This window comes from Enterococcus sp. BWB1-3, assembly GCF_016745275.1.
GTDB lineage: Bacteria > Bacillota > Bacilli > Lactobacillales > Enterococcaceae > Enterococcus_L.
In genome coordinates this window covers 116,095-132,193 of sequence record NZ_JADOEP010000005.1, presented here as the reverse complement: position 1 = coordinate 132,193, position 16,099 = coordinate 116,095, and the positions used below count along the sequence as shown (strand labels likewise).

Annotated in this window: 16 protein-coding genes; 4 read left to right on the top strand and 12 right to left on the bottom strand. The window is 40.0% G+C overall.

Annotation, left to right across the window (positions count from 1 at the left end; all coding sequences use genetic code 11):
• Positions 1–747: 747 nt before the first annotated feature.
• The 3 genes from ytpR to pepA form a co-directional block, all read right to left on the bottom strand.
• Positions 748–1,362, bottom strand: a complete 615-nt coding sequence (ytpR, locus tag IW492_RS05670) for a YtpR family tRNA-binding protein (protein ID WP_202066490.1) — start codon at positions 1,360–1,362, stop codon at positions 748–750.
• Between the two features lie 190 nt (positions 1,363–1,552).
• On the bottom strand, positions 1,553–1,876 hold the full coding sequence (locus IW492_RS05665; RefSeq protein WP_202066488.1) for a thioredoxin family protein: 324 nt from the start codon (positions 1,874–1,876) through the stop codon (positions 1,553–1,555).
• 9 nt (positions 1,877–1,885) lie between these two features.
• Entirely contained in the window at positions 1,886–2,962 is a 1,077-nt protein-coding gene (pepA, locus tag IW492_RS05660) for a glutamyl aminopeptidase (protein ID WP_202066486.1), read from the bottom strand.
• A 250-nt stretch (positions 2,963–3,212) separates the two neighbouring features.
• Here pepA and IW492_RS05655 point away from each other — a divergent pair, with 250 nt between their 5' ends.
• Positions 3,213–3,548: a PepSY domain-containing protein gene (locus tag IW492_RS05655; RefSeq protein WP_202066484.1), complete on the top strand. Its 336-nt coding sequence runs from the start codon at positions 3,213–3,215 to the stop codon at positions 3,546–3,548.
• A gap of 745 nt (positions 3,549–4,293) precedes the next feature.
• Here IW492_RS05655 and trmB read toward each other — a convergent pair.
• From trmB to IW492_RS05635, 4 genes are all read right to left on the bottom strand, one after another.
• Positions 4,294–4,941 carry a tRNA (guanosine(46)-N7)-methyltransferase TrmB gene (gene trmB, locus IW492_RS05650; protein ID WP_202066483.1) on the bottom strand — a complete coding sequence of 216 codons (648 nt, stop codon included), beginning with the start codon at positions 4,939–4,941 and terminating at the stop codon, positions 4,294–4,296.
• 147 nt (positions 4,942–5,088) lie between these two features.
• Entirely contained in the window at positions 5,089–5,940 is an 852-nt protein-coding gene (gene dat, locus IW492_RS05645) for a D-amino-acid transaminase (RefSeq protein ID WP_202066481.1), read from the bottom strand.
• A 3-nt stretch (positions 5,941–5,943) separates the two neighbouring features.
• Positions 5,944–7,161, bottom strand: coding sequence for an ABC transporter permease (locus IW492_RS05640; protein WP_202066479.1), 1,218 nt, complete (start codon positions 7,159–7,161; stop codon positions 5,944–5,946).
• Between the two features lies 1 nt (position 7,162).
• On the bottom strand, positions 7,163–7,900 hold the full coding sequence (locus IW492_RS05635; RefSeq protein WP_202066477.1) for an ABC transporter ATP-binding protein: 738 nt from the start codon (positions 7,898–7,900) through the stop codon (positions 7,163–7,165).
• A gap of 430 nt (positions 7,901–8,330) precedes the next feature.
• Between IW492_RS05635 and IW492_RS05630 the strand changes: the two genes are divergently transcribed.
• The 3 genes from IW492_RS05630 (at position 8,331) to IW492_RS05620 (ending at position 10,588) form a co-directional block, all read left to right on the top strand.
• The gene (locus tag IW492_RS05630) at positions 8,331–8,759 is read left to right on the top strand and encodes an HIT family protein (RefSeq protein WP_202066475.1); all 429 of its coding nucleotides are present in this window, start codon (positions 8,331–8,333) and stop codon (positions 8,757–8,759) included.
• Positions 8,760–9,119: a YtxH domain-containing protein gene (locus tag IW492_RS05625; protein ID WP_202066473.1), complete on the top strand. Its 360-nt coding sequence runs from the start codon at positions 8,760–8,762 to the stop codon at positions 9,117–9,119. It begins immediately after the preceding gene.
• A 467-nt stretch (positions 9,120–9,586) separates the two neighbouring features.
• The gene (locus IW492_RS05620) at positions 9,587–10,588 is read left to right on the top strand and encodes a peptidylprolyl isomerase (protein ID WP_202066471.1); all 1,002 of its coding nucleotides are present in this window, start codon (positions 9,587–9,589) and stop codon (positions 10,586–10,588) included.
• A gap of 317 nt (positions 10,589–10,905) precedes the next feature.
• Here IW492_RS05620 and IW492_RS05615 read toward each other — a convergent pair whose 3' ends face one another.
• From IW492_RS05615 to IW492_RS05595, 5 genes are all read right to left on the bottom strand, one after another.
• Positions 10,906–12,003: a DUF916 and DUF3324 domain-containing protein gene (locus IW492_RS05615; protein WP_202066469.1), complete on the bottom strand. Its 1,098-nt coding sequence runs from the start codon at positions 12,001–12,003 to the stop codon at positions 10,906–10,908.
• A 92-nt stretch (positions 12,004–12,095) separates the two neighbouring features.
• A complete protein-coding gene (locus IW492_RS05610) occupies positions 12,096–12,725 on the bottom strand; it encodes a WxL domain-containing protein (protein ID WP_202066467.1) in 630 nt (209 codons plus the stop codon).
• A gap of 12 nt (positions 12,726–12,737) precedes the next feature.
• Positions 12,738–13,142 (bottom strand): hypothetical protein, encoded by a 405-nt coding sequence (locus IW492_RS05605; protein ID WP_202066465.1) that lies wholly within the window; start codon positions 13,140–13,142, stop codon positions 12,738–12,740.
• 9 nt (positions 13,143–13,151) lie between these two features.
• Positions 13,152–14,666, bottom strand: a complete 1,515-nt coding sequence (locus tag IW492_RS18510; protein ID WP_202066463.1) for an adhesive domain-containing protein — start codon at positions 14,664–14,666, stop codon at positions 13,152–13,154.
• A gap of 491 nt (positions 14,667–15,157) precedes the next feature.
• Positions 15,158–16,099 (bottom strand): 3'-5' exoribonuclease YhaM family protein, encoded by a 942-nt coding sequence (locus IW492_RS05595; RefSeq protein WP_202066456.1) that lies wholly within the window; start codon positions 16,097–16,099, stop codon positions 15,158–15,160.

Here is a 16,099-nt window from a genome sequence, read left to right as displayed (position 1 = left end):
AGAAGCGTAGGAGCAAGTTCATACATGCCTCCCAGACATGCGACGAGCATTCGTAGAAGCGTAGGAGCAAGTTCATACATGCCTCCCAGACATGCGACGAGCATTCGTAGAAGCGTAGGAGCAAAGCCCCTCCATGCTTCGAGGATCGGAACGAAGTCCTCTAATTCTTAGTGGCTTTACCATTTAGAAATTGATGAGATCGAAACGAATTGTAGTGTAGTGAGAACCGTAGACACAGAAAAACGGCTACAGCGTAATGGTTTGTCTCGAGAATCGTTAGACTCATAGAGACAGTAGTTCTGGAAATAAATCACTACGATTGACTTGTCAGAGTAGATGATGCATGATGCCTACTTGGTTCTTGAGACAGAACACTTCTGTCATAACCTCTTTGCAGTTCCTCGCACTTGCTACAATAATCAGTTTTGCAGCTGTGATGGTATGATCCTCGAGACTGTAGTCTCCAGTAAGAAAGCCTTGGTACACACACCCGAGGTCTTTTGTCTGGATTCAGATTTTTTCTTCAGTTCTTTTTACTGAATGATTTCTTCTCTATCCCTTGCTATTACTGAGTTTGTTAACCCCCAATTTTATAATCCCTTTAATGTCAAAAAAAGACTCAGTCTAGAAGCTGATTTACTCGTCTTTCTATCAGATGCTGTCATACAGCTTCTAACCGAAAAAGTCCAATCACCGCGACTGCGTCCTTTTCTTTTTATCTTTATTTTGCTTGCATTTTAATCTTTCTTATCCGCCAATCGGAAAAGCTTCTCCCACTACCGCATCGAACGGCAGCTCCAGAATACCTTTTTTCTGTGGTGCATCAGGAATATTCAGCTCTCTGGCAGAACAGATCATTCCCCAGCTTTCTTCTCCGCGAAGCTTACCGGGCCAGATCATCATTCCGTCAGGCATCATCGCACCGGGCTTAGCTACCACTACTTTTTGACCGGCTTTAATATTTGGTGCACCACAGACAATTTGAAGGATTTCTCCATTGTCCACTTCTGTTTTTGTAATAGATAAGTGATCAGAATCTGGATGCTTTTTACAGGATTTTACAAAGCCTACCACAATTTTTGGTTTTGTATCTGCAGCCAGAGTTTCTATAAAACCATTGACAGCCAATTCTTTGTTTAAACGATTAATTTGTTCTTCCGTTAATTCTACTTGTCCATTCCCTTTGATCTCACCAAGAATGGTTGATGCCTTAAAAATATTCCACGCAACCACCTCACCCTTGTCAACAGTGACTTTGGCTACATTGCCTTTGCGCTCCACGTAGTTTTCTTTTGCTTGATCATCCGCAACAATAATCAGCAGCACATCACCTACATGCTCTTTATTATATGAAAAAATCATTTATCTTCCTCCTCCACTCTGTTCCTGTACTATCTTAACAAAAAAGCCGGTATCTGCCTATCTTTTCTTACAGCTCTCCACTACGGTCGGCAGTCCCTCAAAAAAACCGGAAAAACCTTTTCAGTCTTCACCGGTTTCGTTTTATTTGTTGTATCGTTTCTGCTGTTTGTCAGCTTTTATCTGAGGTCTTTTATTTGGAACTTTCCAATCCATTTAAGAAGTCTGCAATTTCCTGTTTGGTTTTGCGGTCTTTATTGACCAGTCTTCCCAACTCCTTACCGTTATCCACAACGACAAAGCTTGGAATCCCAAAGATATTCCATTGAGCGGCAACATCGATAAATTCATCCCGATCCACCTGAATAAACTGATAATCAGAGAATTCTTCTTCAATTTCAGGAAGTGCAGGCTTTATAAAACGGCAGTCTCCACACCAGTCTGCAGTAAAAAAGAAGACATTCTTGCCATTTTCCACATAACCGGCTAATTCTTCCAGATTTTTAGGTATAATCACAGCTTTCGCCTACTTTCCATAAATAATTGTATTGACTGTTGTACGGTCCAGTCCTTTTAGAACCTGAATCAGCATCTCTCTTGCCGCTTCAAAATCTTTGATGCTGAACATGGTTTGATGTGTATGAATGTAACGTCCGCAGACACCAATCACTGCACTTGGTACACCGTTATTTGTTGTATGCGCTGCACCAGCATCTGTTCCGCCTTTGGAAACAAAATACTGATAAGGAATGTTGTTTGTTTCCGCTGTATCCAGCAGATACTCACGTACACGCGGCAATGTAATCATTCCCGGATCAAAAATCCGCAGCAATGTACCTTCACCTAAATGACCATAGGTACCTTTTTTTGTTTTAATATCATCCGCTGCTGAACAATCCACCGCAAAAAACAATTCTGGTTTGAATTTATGAACAGAAGGTTTTGATCCGCGCAGACCAACTTCTTCCTGAACATTTGCTCCGGCAATCAGCGTATGTCCCAGAGTCTCATTCTGCAGCGCCTCTAATGCTTCCAGCACCAATGTACAGCCATAACGGTTGTCCCATGATTTTGCGATAATATTCTTACCGTTCGCTGTTTTGATGGTTTCCGTTTTAGGAACAATTGTATCACCTGGGCGAACGCCGTATTCTTCAGCTTCCTCTTTTGATTCAAAACCAGCATCAAACAGGACATCTGTTACTTCCAGTGTTTTCTGACCATTTGTTCCCCGCAGTAAATGCGGCGGAATAGACGAAGAAATACAAGGATAGTTGCCTTTCCCCGTTTTTAAAGTAAAACGCTGTGCGGAAACAACATAAGGATTCCAACCGCCCAGAGGGACTACTTCAAACAGTCCGTTGTCTTTAATCTGTGTCAGCATAAACCCGACTTCATCCATATGTGCAGCCACCATGACTCTTGGCGCATCCAACTCTTTTCCGCGCTTCAGACCGAAAATCCCCCCCAATCCATCATACTGAACCTCATCAACTAAAGGCGTGATATGCTTTTTCATATACGCACGAACATCTTCTTCTGCTCCGCTGGTCCCCTGTAATTCTGTTAATTCTTTAATACGCTGGAATGTTTTTTCTTCCATTTCAATCCCTGCCTTATCGTCGTTTTAAGCTCAGAAAAAAATACCTCCTCAGCACCGTCAAAATCAGAACGGATGTGGGATTCAAACACGCATTTTTTCCTGTCATTTTTACAATTCTTTCTAATTATAACGCAAAATAACGGCAATGCACATTTTTTCGGTTCTTTCTTTGGCGTACTCTGTGTTAGAATGGTATTATATAGGATAATAATATTTAACAATACTCTTAAATAAACGGAGGGTGTTCCTGATGGGTGAAGAAAACGAATTAAACTATTTTAGGAGCGGCTTGGCCTTGGGCGCCGGTTTGGGCGTTATCAGCGGTGTTCTGTCTGCTTTATGGTATCAAAAAAAACGAACGATTGATGCAGATTCTGTACTGGAGAATGTAAAGGCTGCGTTCTTAAAAGAAGGTCCTATTGAAGGCTCTTGGATTGAACTTGAAAAAAAACCATTAAGAAAATTTGCGATTCATTCCAAAACATATAACGGTGGAGTTTCTCGGGTTGAGGACGGTTCGTTGGTTCAGTATGCATTTGTCGCAGATGCACAGACTGGTACGGTAATTGAAGTCAATCGCTTATAAACATTGGAATACAGATGAAAGGCCATTCTCCGTGGGCCTTTCTTTTTTTATAGAATGAGACGGAGGAAGAACAAACACGAAAAAGTTGTTTATCAAAGAAAAGGTGTAGGGTAGTATACACTGCTCTGATTGAAATAAATGGACAGCCATTTATGTTCATCCTTAAGAGGTTGCTAGTATGCGAACTGACAATTCTGTGAATTTGGAAAACTTCATTACTATACTATATTTTAAGAGCTTGCTTCTACGCTTCTTCGAATGCTCGTCGCATGTGTAAGAGCTTGCTCCTACGCTTCTTCGAATGCTCGTCGCATGTCTTTTGGTCATACAAGACATGCTGTATGCGCAGCCTCGATAAATATTCCTTGAATAGAGGCTAGCTCATCTATGGGGTATTAGCAGAATAATATGCAACGCTCTGATGGGGATAAATTTGTCAGAATTTATTCCATATACAAAGAAATAGCTGTAGGCATACTGAGAATAAGACTGATTTTATGAAATAAATGTAAATGTACTCGATGAATTGCTGGAGCATACCATTATTTCTTTAGCTGTTGCCAGTGACTTCGTTAAACAACAGGCACAGACGGTGAACAATTCAGCAGGTGTCGGCTTACATTAAAATTGAAAACCATCAGCAGATTGGGCGAGGTACAATAAACCACCACACAGACAGAGGCTGCTTTTATCTGTTTGAGCTCATCGCAGCTTTTGCCTTTACTGATGGTTTAACTTTACTTATTTATTCTTCTGCCTGAAATCTTGCTTCCACCCGATAAATCGGCTGACCTTTAGCAGAGAATTTTTCTTCATACTCTGTCATGATATTGCCTTCATAAGAACTGCTATGGAGATCCAGCCAAACCTGTTCAATGGTCATGCCGTATTTTGAAAAACTGCTCAGCGAGTATTCAAACAATCCCTGATTATCCGTTTTAAAATGAATTTCGCCATTTGGTTTTAAGATTTTTTCATCAACCGCTAAAAATGGTCTTGATGTCAGTCGGCGTTTTTCATGACGCTTTTTCGGCCATGGATCGGAGAAGTTTAAATAAATCTGATCCACTTCATTTTCAGCAAAATACTGGGTCAGGACTTCACCATTCACATGAAGCAGCTGCAAATTCGGCAGTTCTTCTTCCAGTACTTTTTCCAGAGCGATTGAAAGCACACTGACCTGCATTTCAATACCAATATAATTAATCTCAGGGTTGGCTTTAGCCATACCTGCAACAAACTGTCCTTTCCCTGTGCCGATTTCAATGTGAATCGGATAGTCATTGCCAAATCGTTCGTGCCAACGTCCCTGCCACTTTTCAGGTTCATCTACCACATATTCCGGATGTGCAGCTAAAAGCTCTTCTGCTCCTGGTCTTTTTCTTACACGCATTTCAGGATTCCTCACTTACTATGATCTTTTATATTTTATAAATAATACATCTATTCAAAACATACAACAAGCCTGAGAATGGTGGATCTCTCAGGCTTATGTTCTTTCTAATTTATACGTTCTTTTCATTCACTTGTCAATGGTATTCTAATTACAGATACGTTCCACTTCAGCCACATATTCATTGTGCAGCTTCTGCGTGATTCCTCCCGGCTGTCCGCTGCCAACGACATGGTCTTCGATTTTAACAACAGGGACCACTTCAATCAGTGAACCAGAGATAAAGCATTCATCTGCTGAAAATAGTTCTTCTTTATCAAATGCTTCCTCTTTAAGCGGAATGCTTAGTTTTCCTGCAAGCTCTACCAGTTTCTTTTTCGTGATACCTGGTAAAATCAGATTACCATCTGGATGTGTATACATCGTGCCGTCTTTCACCATCCAGAAATTCGCTGCAGAAGCCTCAGTCACTTTACCGTCACGGATCTGAACCGCATCTTCAAACCCTCTGCTTCTTGCATGCTCCAGTGCCATTACATTACCAAGCAAGCTCAGTGATTTTATATCACAATGCAGCCAACGGGTATCCGGAACAATTCCAACACCGATTCCTTTTCGCTGCTTTTCTACAGGACGGTCATACGGAATAACATTCGCAGTCAGCACACCTGTCACATTTAACGGATCGGGCAGCACATGATTACGTGGAGAATCAATCCCTCTGGTAATTTGGAAGTAAAGCTTTCCTTCTGTAATTTCTTCTACAGCAACCAGCTCCTCCAGCTTTTGACTGAGTGTTTCTTTCGTGAACGGAAGGACCAGCTTAATCTTTTCGGCTCCCAGCCGCAAGCGTTCCAAATGTTCTTCCTTCATGTATAACTTCCCGTTATACACACGAATTACTTCATACAAACCATCACCATACTGATAGCCGCGGTCTTCCATATCAATTTTGACTTCTCCACGATCAACGATTTGATCATTCCATAAAACCTTCATTCATTATCCCTCCATTTTCTTCAAACGCTGCGGAACATAGAGCTTTGTAAATACAATTACTTCAACAACCAGTGCCGCCACAACCAACAGTGCTTCCGGCTTATTCGGCAATGCAATTAAGGTAAGAATACTGAAAATTGCGGCGGCCGTGAATAACAGAACCATCAGCAGAAAACTGACCGCCTGTTTCCTTTGAGTTGCGGGCGCTGGATACAACTGGGTCATCACCATGTAGTCAAACTGACTGTAAATCGGTATCATCTGGAAACCCATCAAATACAGAAATACGATAGCCGCACCTAATGACATAATGAAGTCATTGGAAAAGTAAAGAATCACACCGCCCAATCCCAAAAGACGAAGGAATAGTCCGCTATATTCAGAGCCTCTGAGAAAGCTGCGGGCATACAGATATAAATACGTATTTTTATTTTCTTTTTTAATCTTATTAAGAAGAGGATCAAATGCTTTTCTTCTTTTTACACTTCCTGTGATTTCTGGAACATCTGTAAATAAGTTGATAAACCGGTAAATCTGGTACATCCGGTTGTTTTCTTTTTTGATCATCTTTTCCCAGTCCAGAGAGATACCTGCTTTTAACTTTGGTAAAAAGTAACCTAACATTCCGCACAAGATAATCGCAACAATTAGTCCGGCCAAAGGCACCACATACAGACTGGCCGCTATCGCCGCTGCACTTCCCAACAGCCAAATCAGCTGCCACTGCTGACTTTTATTGCCCGGAATTTGGTAGAGATCAAACTCCTGCCATTTCAGATGAGTAAACTTCAACAGCAGCAGCATAAGCAGATAATAGATAAACGATACGAAGGTCTCCCTTGTAGTCACTACTACCAACGGCATTGTCATCCCGCTGATTAAAAAAATAGAGACAGCGGGAAGAATTGCTGAATAGCTCAATGCTCGTTTAAAATAGCCCGGCATCTCCGCTTCCTTCGGCAGAATAAATACTTTGTCTGCTTCCTGTGTCAAGGTTGCCAGCTTGCCGATAAAAAGAATGGCCAGCCAGATCAGAAGAACCAAAGGCCTGCCCCAGACAAATTCTTCAGGCAGATTTTTCAGAAGTTCCGAGTAATAAAAGCCCAGTCCTCCCAACAGAAAGACACAGACGATTACAAAATGATCATTAAACACATACTGCATATATTTCATCATTTTTTTCAAATGACGGGATAGACGCATACGATACAGTTCTGACATACTACCCCACCTTTTCTTCCTTAGTCAGTGCAAGGTAGATATCATCCAATGATGAGTCCGGCAGATTGAATTCTACTCGCAGTTCTTCCATCGAACCAACTGCTCTAATTTCACCTTCATGAAGCACAACGAAACGGTCACAGTATTTCTCCGCAGTAGCCAGAATATGTGTGGACATCAAAATGGCTGCTCCTTGATTCCGCATCTCATCCATCAATTCCAGCAACGCATGAATCGCCAATGGGTCCAGACCTAAAAATGGCTCATCGATAATATACAGACTTGGCTCAATTAAAAAGGCACAGAGCACCATCACTTTCTGCTTCATCCCTTTTGAAAAATGTGCCGGAAACCATTCCAGCTTATTTTCAAGGCGGAAGGTTTTCAACAGTACATCTGCTCTGCGAAATGCTTCCTCTACGGATATATCATACGCCATTGCCGTCACTTCAATATGCTCCTTCAACGTCAATTCTTCATATAAAGAAGGTGTTTCAGGAATATAGCCTATCTTCTTGCGATAGCTCTCCGGACTATGATTCAGTGTCTGGCCATCAATCAAAATCTTTCCCTTTTGAGGAGTCAGCAAACCAATAATATTCTTAATCGTCGTACTCTTGCCGGCACCATTTAACCCAATCAGTCCAACCATTTCTCCGGCTTTTACTTCAAAATTTATATCTTTCAAAACAGGAACATGACCGTAGCCCCCTGTTAAATGCTCAATTTTCAAGCTCATCTTATTGCCTCCAAATTTTTTAATGATTTTATTATAACACGAGGCAAAGATAAAATGGCTCTGAGAGGAATAATTTTAAACTATCTATTTCTATCCTTCCTTTTACATAGAAAGAAACTATTTTTTGACTATTTTTGCTTTGATCATTATCAAAACAGATCGATAAAAAGGTCTTTAAACCAACATACTACTCCAAACATAAGATTTCCCGAAAATTGAGCAAAAACCGATGCTGAATCCTTCTCACTTGGCTGAGTCCGACAAGAAGATAATTGAAAGACACCACTCTCTACAGACCTTAATCAGCTTATTATTTCAAAAAAATAAAATTTTCATTTATATCATGCAGACAATTGCGGAACTCTTACACATTTTCAGACAGATATGGTAAAGTAAAAGGAAAGTAAATGCTTATGAAAGAAGGTTTATCATGAAAGATTGTATCTTTTGTAAAATTGCCGATAAAGAAATTCCCAGTTATAAAATCTATGAAGATGACACAGTCTACGCTTTTTTGGATATCAGTCAGACAACAAAGGGGCATACGCTGTTAATCCCAAAAAAACACGTGACGGATATTTTTGAGTATGATGCTGATCTGGCGGCAGAAGTGTTTGCCCGCATTCCAAAAATCGCTCTGGCACTGGAAAAAGCTTTTCCGGAAATGGAAGGATTAAATATCGTAAACAATAATAAAGAGCTGGCTTATCAGTCTGTCTTCCATTCCCATGTCCATCTTATTCCCAGATATACCAAAGAGGACGGTTTCAGTATGCGTTTTGCTAATAATCAGGAAAATTATACACAGGAAGAACTGCAGGAAATTGCTGCAGCTGTTGAAAAGCAGGTGAATGTTTAAATGAAAGGATTTATCAAAGGATTATTATTCGGCTCTGTTGTAGGCGGAATCGGCGGACTGTTTATGGCCCCTCGTAGTGGAAAAGAAACCAAGCAGAAAATTATTGATGAAATCGATGACTGGAAGTATCTGCATGATGATTTCAACGAAAAACTGGCAACATTCAAAACAAACCTGGCTGATTTCCAGGAAACTGCTGAAACTGTGATTCCTCCATTTGTAAAAGGAATCAATAAAGATATTACGAATTTTAATTTTCAGGCGAAGCCTCGTCTGGAAAAAATTCAGGAGCAGCTGACTAAAATCCAGAATGAACTGCCGGAAATGCCTGAACTGGAGGAGAAAAAGGAACAAGAATAGCTGTTGCGGCTATAACCATGACTATCAGACTATTTCAATTGATATTGATGCCTGCAACGCAGCGACAGCTGCCCGGAGAGTCTCCGTACACTGAGGCTCTGAACGAAGTCCTTCATTCCTAATGGATATGTGTCCTATAGAAATTAATAGATCAAAATTCCCAGCAGTGAGAACCACAGTTGCAGAAAGTCGATGAAAATACTCTATTTCAATGCAGCCTTCCTATCGGGAAAAAACTGTCCCATCCTCTCTTACATGAAGCTTTTCCGAGGAAATTTCTCCTTTTTTTCTGCTTCCTTAATTAATTTTCAAATACTTCATTTAAATTGTGTCCTAAGTTTGAAAATTTATTGAAACTATCAAATCTATGTTTCTTTTCGAGCATGGATTGTGGTATAGTAGTAAACGTGAGAAATTCCTTTCTACATAAAAATGCAAAAATACGACTATTTAGGAGTGCTAAACGAATGAAGAAAAAATTAATTTTAGCTGCAGCGAGTGCCATGGCAGTATTTACATTAGCAGCTTGTTCAGGCGGTTCTGACAATATCGCAACAATGAAAGGTTCAACAATCACTGTTGAAGATTTCTATGACAGAATCAAAAATGAAAGCACAAGTCAGTCAACTGTAGCAAACATGATTATCTTCAAAGTTTTTGAAGACAAATATGGGGATAAAGTGACAGATAAAGAGATTGATGCTGAATTTAACAAAACAAAAGAAAGTGCTGAAGCACAAGGTTACAATTTTGATGACTACTTGTCGGAAGCAGGCTATACTACTAAATCTTACAAGGCATTGATCAAACAAGGGCTTGCATACCAAAAAGGGCTTGAGGCTAATGTTGATGTAACTGAAACTGACATCAAAACAGCATGGACGTCCTTCCATCCTGAAGTAGAAGCTCAAATCATTACAGTTGCTACTGAAGATGAAGCAAAAGAAATTAAAGCTGAATTGGATAAAGACGGTGACTTTACTAAGATTGCCAAAGAAAAATCTACAGATACAACTAAAGAAGATGGCGGGAAAGTAACCTTTGACTCTACTTCTACTACAATCCCTGCAGCTGTACAGGAGGCTGCTTACAAACTGAAAGACGGTGAAGTGAGTGAGCCAGTTTCTGCAACTGACAGTACTGGTTACCAAACTATCTACTACCTTGTGAAAATGACTAAAACATCTTCTAAAGGGAACGATCTTGAACCTTACAGAGAACAATTAGAAGAAATTGCCAAGGAAACACAAATGGCTGACCAAACATTTACTTCTAAAGTAATCAGTGATGAACTGACAGCTGCAAACGTGAAGATCAAAGATGATGCATTCAAGAATGTGTTGTCAGGCTACATGCAGACAGAAAGCTCAAGCACAGCAACTGAAGAGTCTTCAAGCTCTTCCTCTGAAAAATCTTCTGATTCTTCAGAAACAGAATCTTCATCAAGCACAACTGAATCTTCAAAATAATAACAATGATAGATAAAAAAAGTCAGCTGAGTATTCAGCTGGCTTTTTTTAGGGTTCTACATCAAATTGTATTGGTAAGATAAAAAAACTGAATAAAAGCGCAGAGCTAGGAATAAAAATCAGAGAACTCCTGGTTTTATTTTAAGTTCTTCTGTTTGGAGAAGAGAAACTTTGCCAATTACCCGGTCAGCGAAGCTTGCAGGCATTTAATGCTTTGCCTTGAGTTTGAGGTTGTGACAGAAGTGTTCTGTCACAACCTCAAAACCAACTGCACTTAACCATAGAAAACAGCTTAATTTTTTGAAGGACGCTCCTGTTTATTCTGCTTTAGTTTTTACCGCTTGAGCTCTCGGGCGTTTTTTTCTCTTTTTATGCTTTTTAGCTAGCTGCTTCTTCAATTTTCTATTCTTGTTAATCGTGATAATCACCACAACAGCCAATGCCAACAAAACAGCTATCAATGCCACTGTTGACCATGGAATTTCAAAGTCGGATTTTTGAACTGTAACATCCTGTTCATTCATATCTGCAGCTTCTTCTTTGGTCACTGTAAATTGAGGACTGCCTTCCCATTCACCCTGATCATTGCTTACTTTGATATCTACGGTATACTCGCCGCCTTCAAACTCTTCCCCATCAAACGGAATTCTGAAAGGAAACAAGGTATTGGGCGCAATACTCAGCTGTTCTTTTTTACCTGTCAAAACTTCTTTTCCATCCAGTAATACTGTGTAGTCGATGTTCACTTTTTTCACATAAGCTGCTGCTGTATTTTCAATTCCTACTTCAATGACATTTCGGTAATTCGCCTGATCAGCTTTTGCTCCGGTAATCGTCACCTCCGGTTGGACTTCCTGTCCATCTGAATGAATCAGCAAAGCTATCTCTCTTGAAAAGACATTTTTTACATTTCCTTCTGTTTTTTCATCAGACACCTCTTCGAAATAGATACCACCTGCCAAAACTCCAGAAAACTTTTCTTCAGGCATTTTGACCGTTAACGTAACATCCTTCGTCTGATTTGATTCCAGCTGAATATTTTCCTCGCTTAATGTAACGAGTTGTTCAATATCATAAGATGCGGATTTAGAGGTATCTTCATTAATTCCGGAATATTCAATCACTCCGCCGCTGTTGGTCACTGCTCGGTTAAACGAAGCTTTCAATGAAAGAGTTTTTTCACTTTTATTCACCAATGTTATCGCCAGTTTCTCTTCCTTTCCCGGATCAAGAGTCACATCGAAATAAGATAAGTTCTTATCAGACTGACTGTCTGGCACTTGAATACTTGCATCAAAGCTGTTCAACGATTCTCCATGAACCAGTGAGGGAAAAGCAACTAAGTTGAAAATATAAATAATAGCTATCGCTGCTGCAAAAATAATCGGTTGGTATGTACGGCGTTCTCTCTTCATATCATTCTCCTCCAGGCTGATAATACAAGTTCTTAAAAATTGGGGCAAAATTTACGTGTACAGATTTTGCCCCGATTTCGTTCATTTAGTTTTTAAACTGGTGTAGCTGATAATGTCCAAGTAAGTGTTGTTTGATAATTTGCTTCATTTTTATCTACATCTTTAGGAACAAACAATTCAAATTTAGTTAACGCCAAAGATGTTTCCCCTTCACCTTCACCAGGTGCTGCTGTTAAAACATCTGCTGTTGTTCCTAATTCTAAATCTAACGTACTGTTGGCAATTGTAGCACCTGTTGGGATAGAGCTCAGATTATTTGTAATTGCACCGGCATCAATAGAAAGTGCTGCACCTGTCAATTCGCTTGTGCCATCACTGAATTGATCTGTTTGTAGTACTTTTACTGACCAGCCTGAAGCTTCATCGCCACGGTTATCACTCACAGCAACCGCTCCGGTAGTCAATGCTGATGTTTGTACACCATCAACTGTTGCAACCCAAATTTCATCTTCAGTTGACTGAATTTTGTGTGAACCGAAGTTCAAGTTGGTTGGTAATGATGCAGCCGGATCGCCTGTTTCCGGATCAAAGATCAATTCCCCTGGTGCATAGTTTACTGTCGCATCTGTGGTTTTGTCCTCCGCAAAGCTTGTAGTACCAAAGCCTAAGCCAATTCCTAATAAAATCGCAGCAGATAATAAAATAGTTGTATGTTTTTTCATGTTTTTCTCCCCCTATATCCTTTTCAAATTATAAATAGCGATTAATACAAAGATTACTCCCACGACAACAAAAAGATAATTGACCGTGTCGTTGGTTTTTAGAAAATTCCCATCCGTACCTTCTTTGACAATTGGAGCAGACTGCCCGGAATTTTGAGGCTGCGTAGGAGCGCCTGAATTCTGAGTGTCAGTAGTACTGGTACTGCTGCTGTTTGTAGTGCTGCTCTCACTTGTAGAAGAGCTGTCGTCAGTGGAACTTTCAGATTGGGTAGAACTTTCTGTACTACTCTCCTCAAAGTAATGGATATTTCCATTTGTAACAGTTGCCTGAGCCTGTTGTGAGGAAAATAAGAAAGTCAGGGTGATGCTTCCCAAAATTAACAAGAAACAATTAATCTGCTTTAACAATTTCACCATTCCTCCTCACTAGGGACTCTCTGTTACAGTCCATACAAGTTTCGTGTTATATTGCCCGGTTTGCTTATCGGTATTCTTTGGAACAAACAATTCAAACTTTGGAATCTCAAGTTTAGCTGTTCCGGTTGTAGAAGTTCCAAAAACAGCCATAACTTCCTGCTGCGTATTATCAGACAGATCCATCGTTGTACCACTGATACTTCGTACATTGGCAGAGGAAAAATCTGATGTCAAAGTTCCGCCATAGATTTTAAGTTTGGCGGCTCCCAGCGCGGCAGCCTCGTTTGTCAACTGCCCAACACGCGTCACTTTGACCTGCCAGTTTTTGGCTGTCGATCGTGTATCTGTCACTTGAATTGTTCCCACCGTATCGGCTCCTCCGGCAGCCCCTCCCTGAGTTGCTGCAAAGGTCTCATCCAGCTTGGTCTGAATAGAATGAGTCCCGAAGTTTAATGAATCCGGCAGTAATGTTTGATCCAGCACAAATGTTTCTCCAGCAAAATAGATTGTTGAGACAGCATCAGCTGTACTCAGTAAATTGACATCGATCAGGTTGGATCTGATAACTGTTCCGGTAAATTCAGCATCCAAGTTACTGGTGATACTGCCCGGTCCTGAAACATTGGTAGGCATATTAATGGTCGTATTGCCTAATGCAGAGGCATCCGCTAACTGCTGGACTCCTGTACCTCCCAATGTGAGTAAAGGTTTTGCAGCGGCAATTGCTGATGTAACTGATAATTTTACCGGAGCCAATACCGTATTAATCGTCAGAGCTGAGGCGGTGCCAATAAGCCCTGTTCCTGTTGCCTGCAACGCATTTACTGCATTGGACAAGTCAGTTAAAATTGTCGAAACATTGTTCGCCAGAATAGGTCCTAAACCATCATCTAATGAAAAATACAGTGCACGACCATCATCGGTCAGCGTCATCGGCTGGATAAATTGAGCAGCACTCAAACTACCAACAGAATTCAATAAATTGATTTGTCTGTTCACTTCATCCAGATTTAACGTAACACCGGTTAATGGAGCAATCGCTCCGTTTTGAATATCTGAAAGCAAATTAACCAGATTGTTGACTGCCGTCAATGTTGCAGTCAGCACCGCTACCTTACTAATATCCACCGTCACATTGGTATTAACTGTAGCCTGTCCTCTGGCGGTTACTTTGTTTGCCAGTTCCGGTGGAATAACCAGCACACCATATTTCTTACCTGTCAAATTCACTGATACATTTGCCAGTGCTTCACCCGTAATTGTAAAATCTACGGCCTGATTACTGACTGTAGGCTGCCATCTCACTGTTGGCGTTGTGTTACTGTTATTGACTGTCTGTAAATTAGATAATATCTCTACATCCAGTACAGCTGCTGAAGCTTCTTCACTGCGAAAAAAATACCCGAGCATCCCTGCAAATGACCCTGCGACGAACAAGTTGATAACGAGGCTGCAAACAAATAAATCTTTTATACTAAGAAAACGCTTATAGCTACTCCTAATTCTCCCTCCCTTAACACTCACTCACATCTCTTCCTTTCATTTTGTTTTCTTAGCGCCAACGTATCTGAGTAGATTATAGGATCGAAAAAAATTTAAATCTAATACAATGCTTACAAAAAACAAATTTTTTTTTGTTTTAAAATATAAATGTTATCTATATATCTAAAATTTTTTCGTTGATTAAATTGTTTTATGTTCTTTTATAGTATTTATTCTCAAATTGTATTTTATATAAAGTGAGGTTTTAATTCCGAATAAACAGAAAAAATTACTGTTATTTTACAAATTGAAATTTTCTGATAAAAAATTTGAAAATGGTTATTTTTATTTCGATAAATTTATATTTAACAGATGAATATATTTTTGATTAGCTAGGTTACCTTTTCATTATTTCCCATCAATTTTTACCAAACAGTGTTTTTTCTCTGTGGAACTAATTATTTTTCTACAAAAAAAGAAGCCCCTTAAAAACAGGGCTTCTCGACTGATTACTTTGATTAATTCGTTATTTTCTATTTTTTTGGAACATAAAAACTTCGATTATCCATTCCAAAGATCCGATCCGTATAATCCCCCGGTTCTGTCTGACGAATAGAGGTCAGCATCATTTGGATGGATGCATCCATATTATCAATTTGATGCAGAATTTCCGCTTCCATAAGTCTTGGTCTTACAGGAGACCCGTATTCCAGCAAGCCGTGATGTGAAAGAACCATATGCCGTAACAGCGTGACATCTTCTTCTGTCTCATCAATTTTCAATGCTGCACAGGCTTTCGTAATTTCTTCATCCACCAAAACCAGATGACCAATCAAATTTCCCACTAGTGTATATTCTGTACTCATGGCACCAGAAAGTTCTTTTACTTTTCCCAAGTCATGAAGAATAATTCCTGCATACAGCAATGGCGCATTCACCTCAGGATATTCTGTACAAATGGACTTTCCAAGTCTCAGCATAGTCAGTGTATGATATGCCAGACCATGAGCAAAAGCATGATGATTGCGTTTAGCAGCAGGAAAATCGAAGAATTCTTTCTGATACTTCGTCAGCAAATGACGAACAATCCTTTGCCAGCGGGCATTGGTAATTTCAAAAATAGTCTGATTGATTTCTTCTGCCATATCCTCCCGCTTCAATGGTGCCCGTTCCATATAGACAGAAGGCTCATTGGGTTCATCAGAGCGCGCGAGGCGCATATGGATAATTTTCACCTGAGGATTTCCCTGATAAACTTCTCTCTTGCCGTTTAGGAAAATGACCTTCCCGGCTTCAAACCGCTGGATTTCTTCTTCTGATGCGTCCCAGTACTTTCCATCAATCGTTCCAGAAGTATCCTGAAACGTAAAAGCGATAAATTTCTTGCCGTTTTTTGCAATACGTACATCTGCATTTTTTATCAGTAAAAATAATTCAAAGATTTCATCTACAGCTAATTCACGAATTTTCTTCAT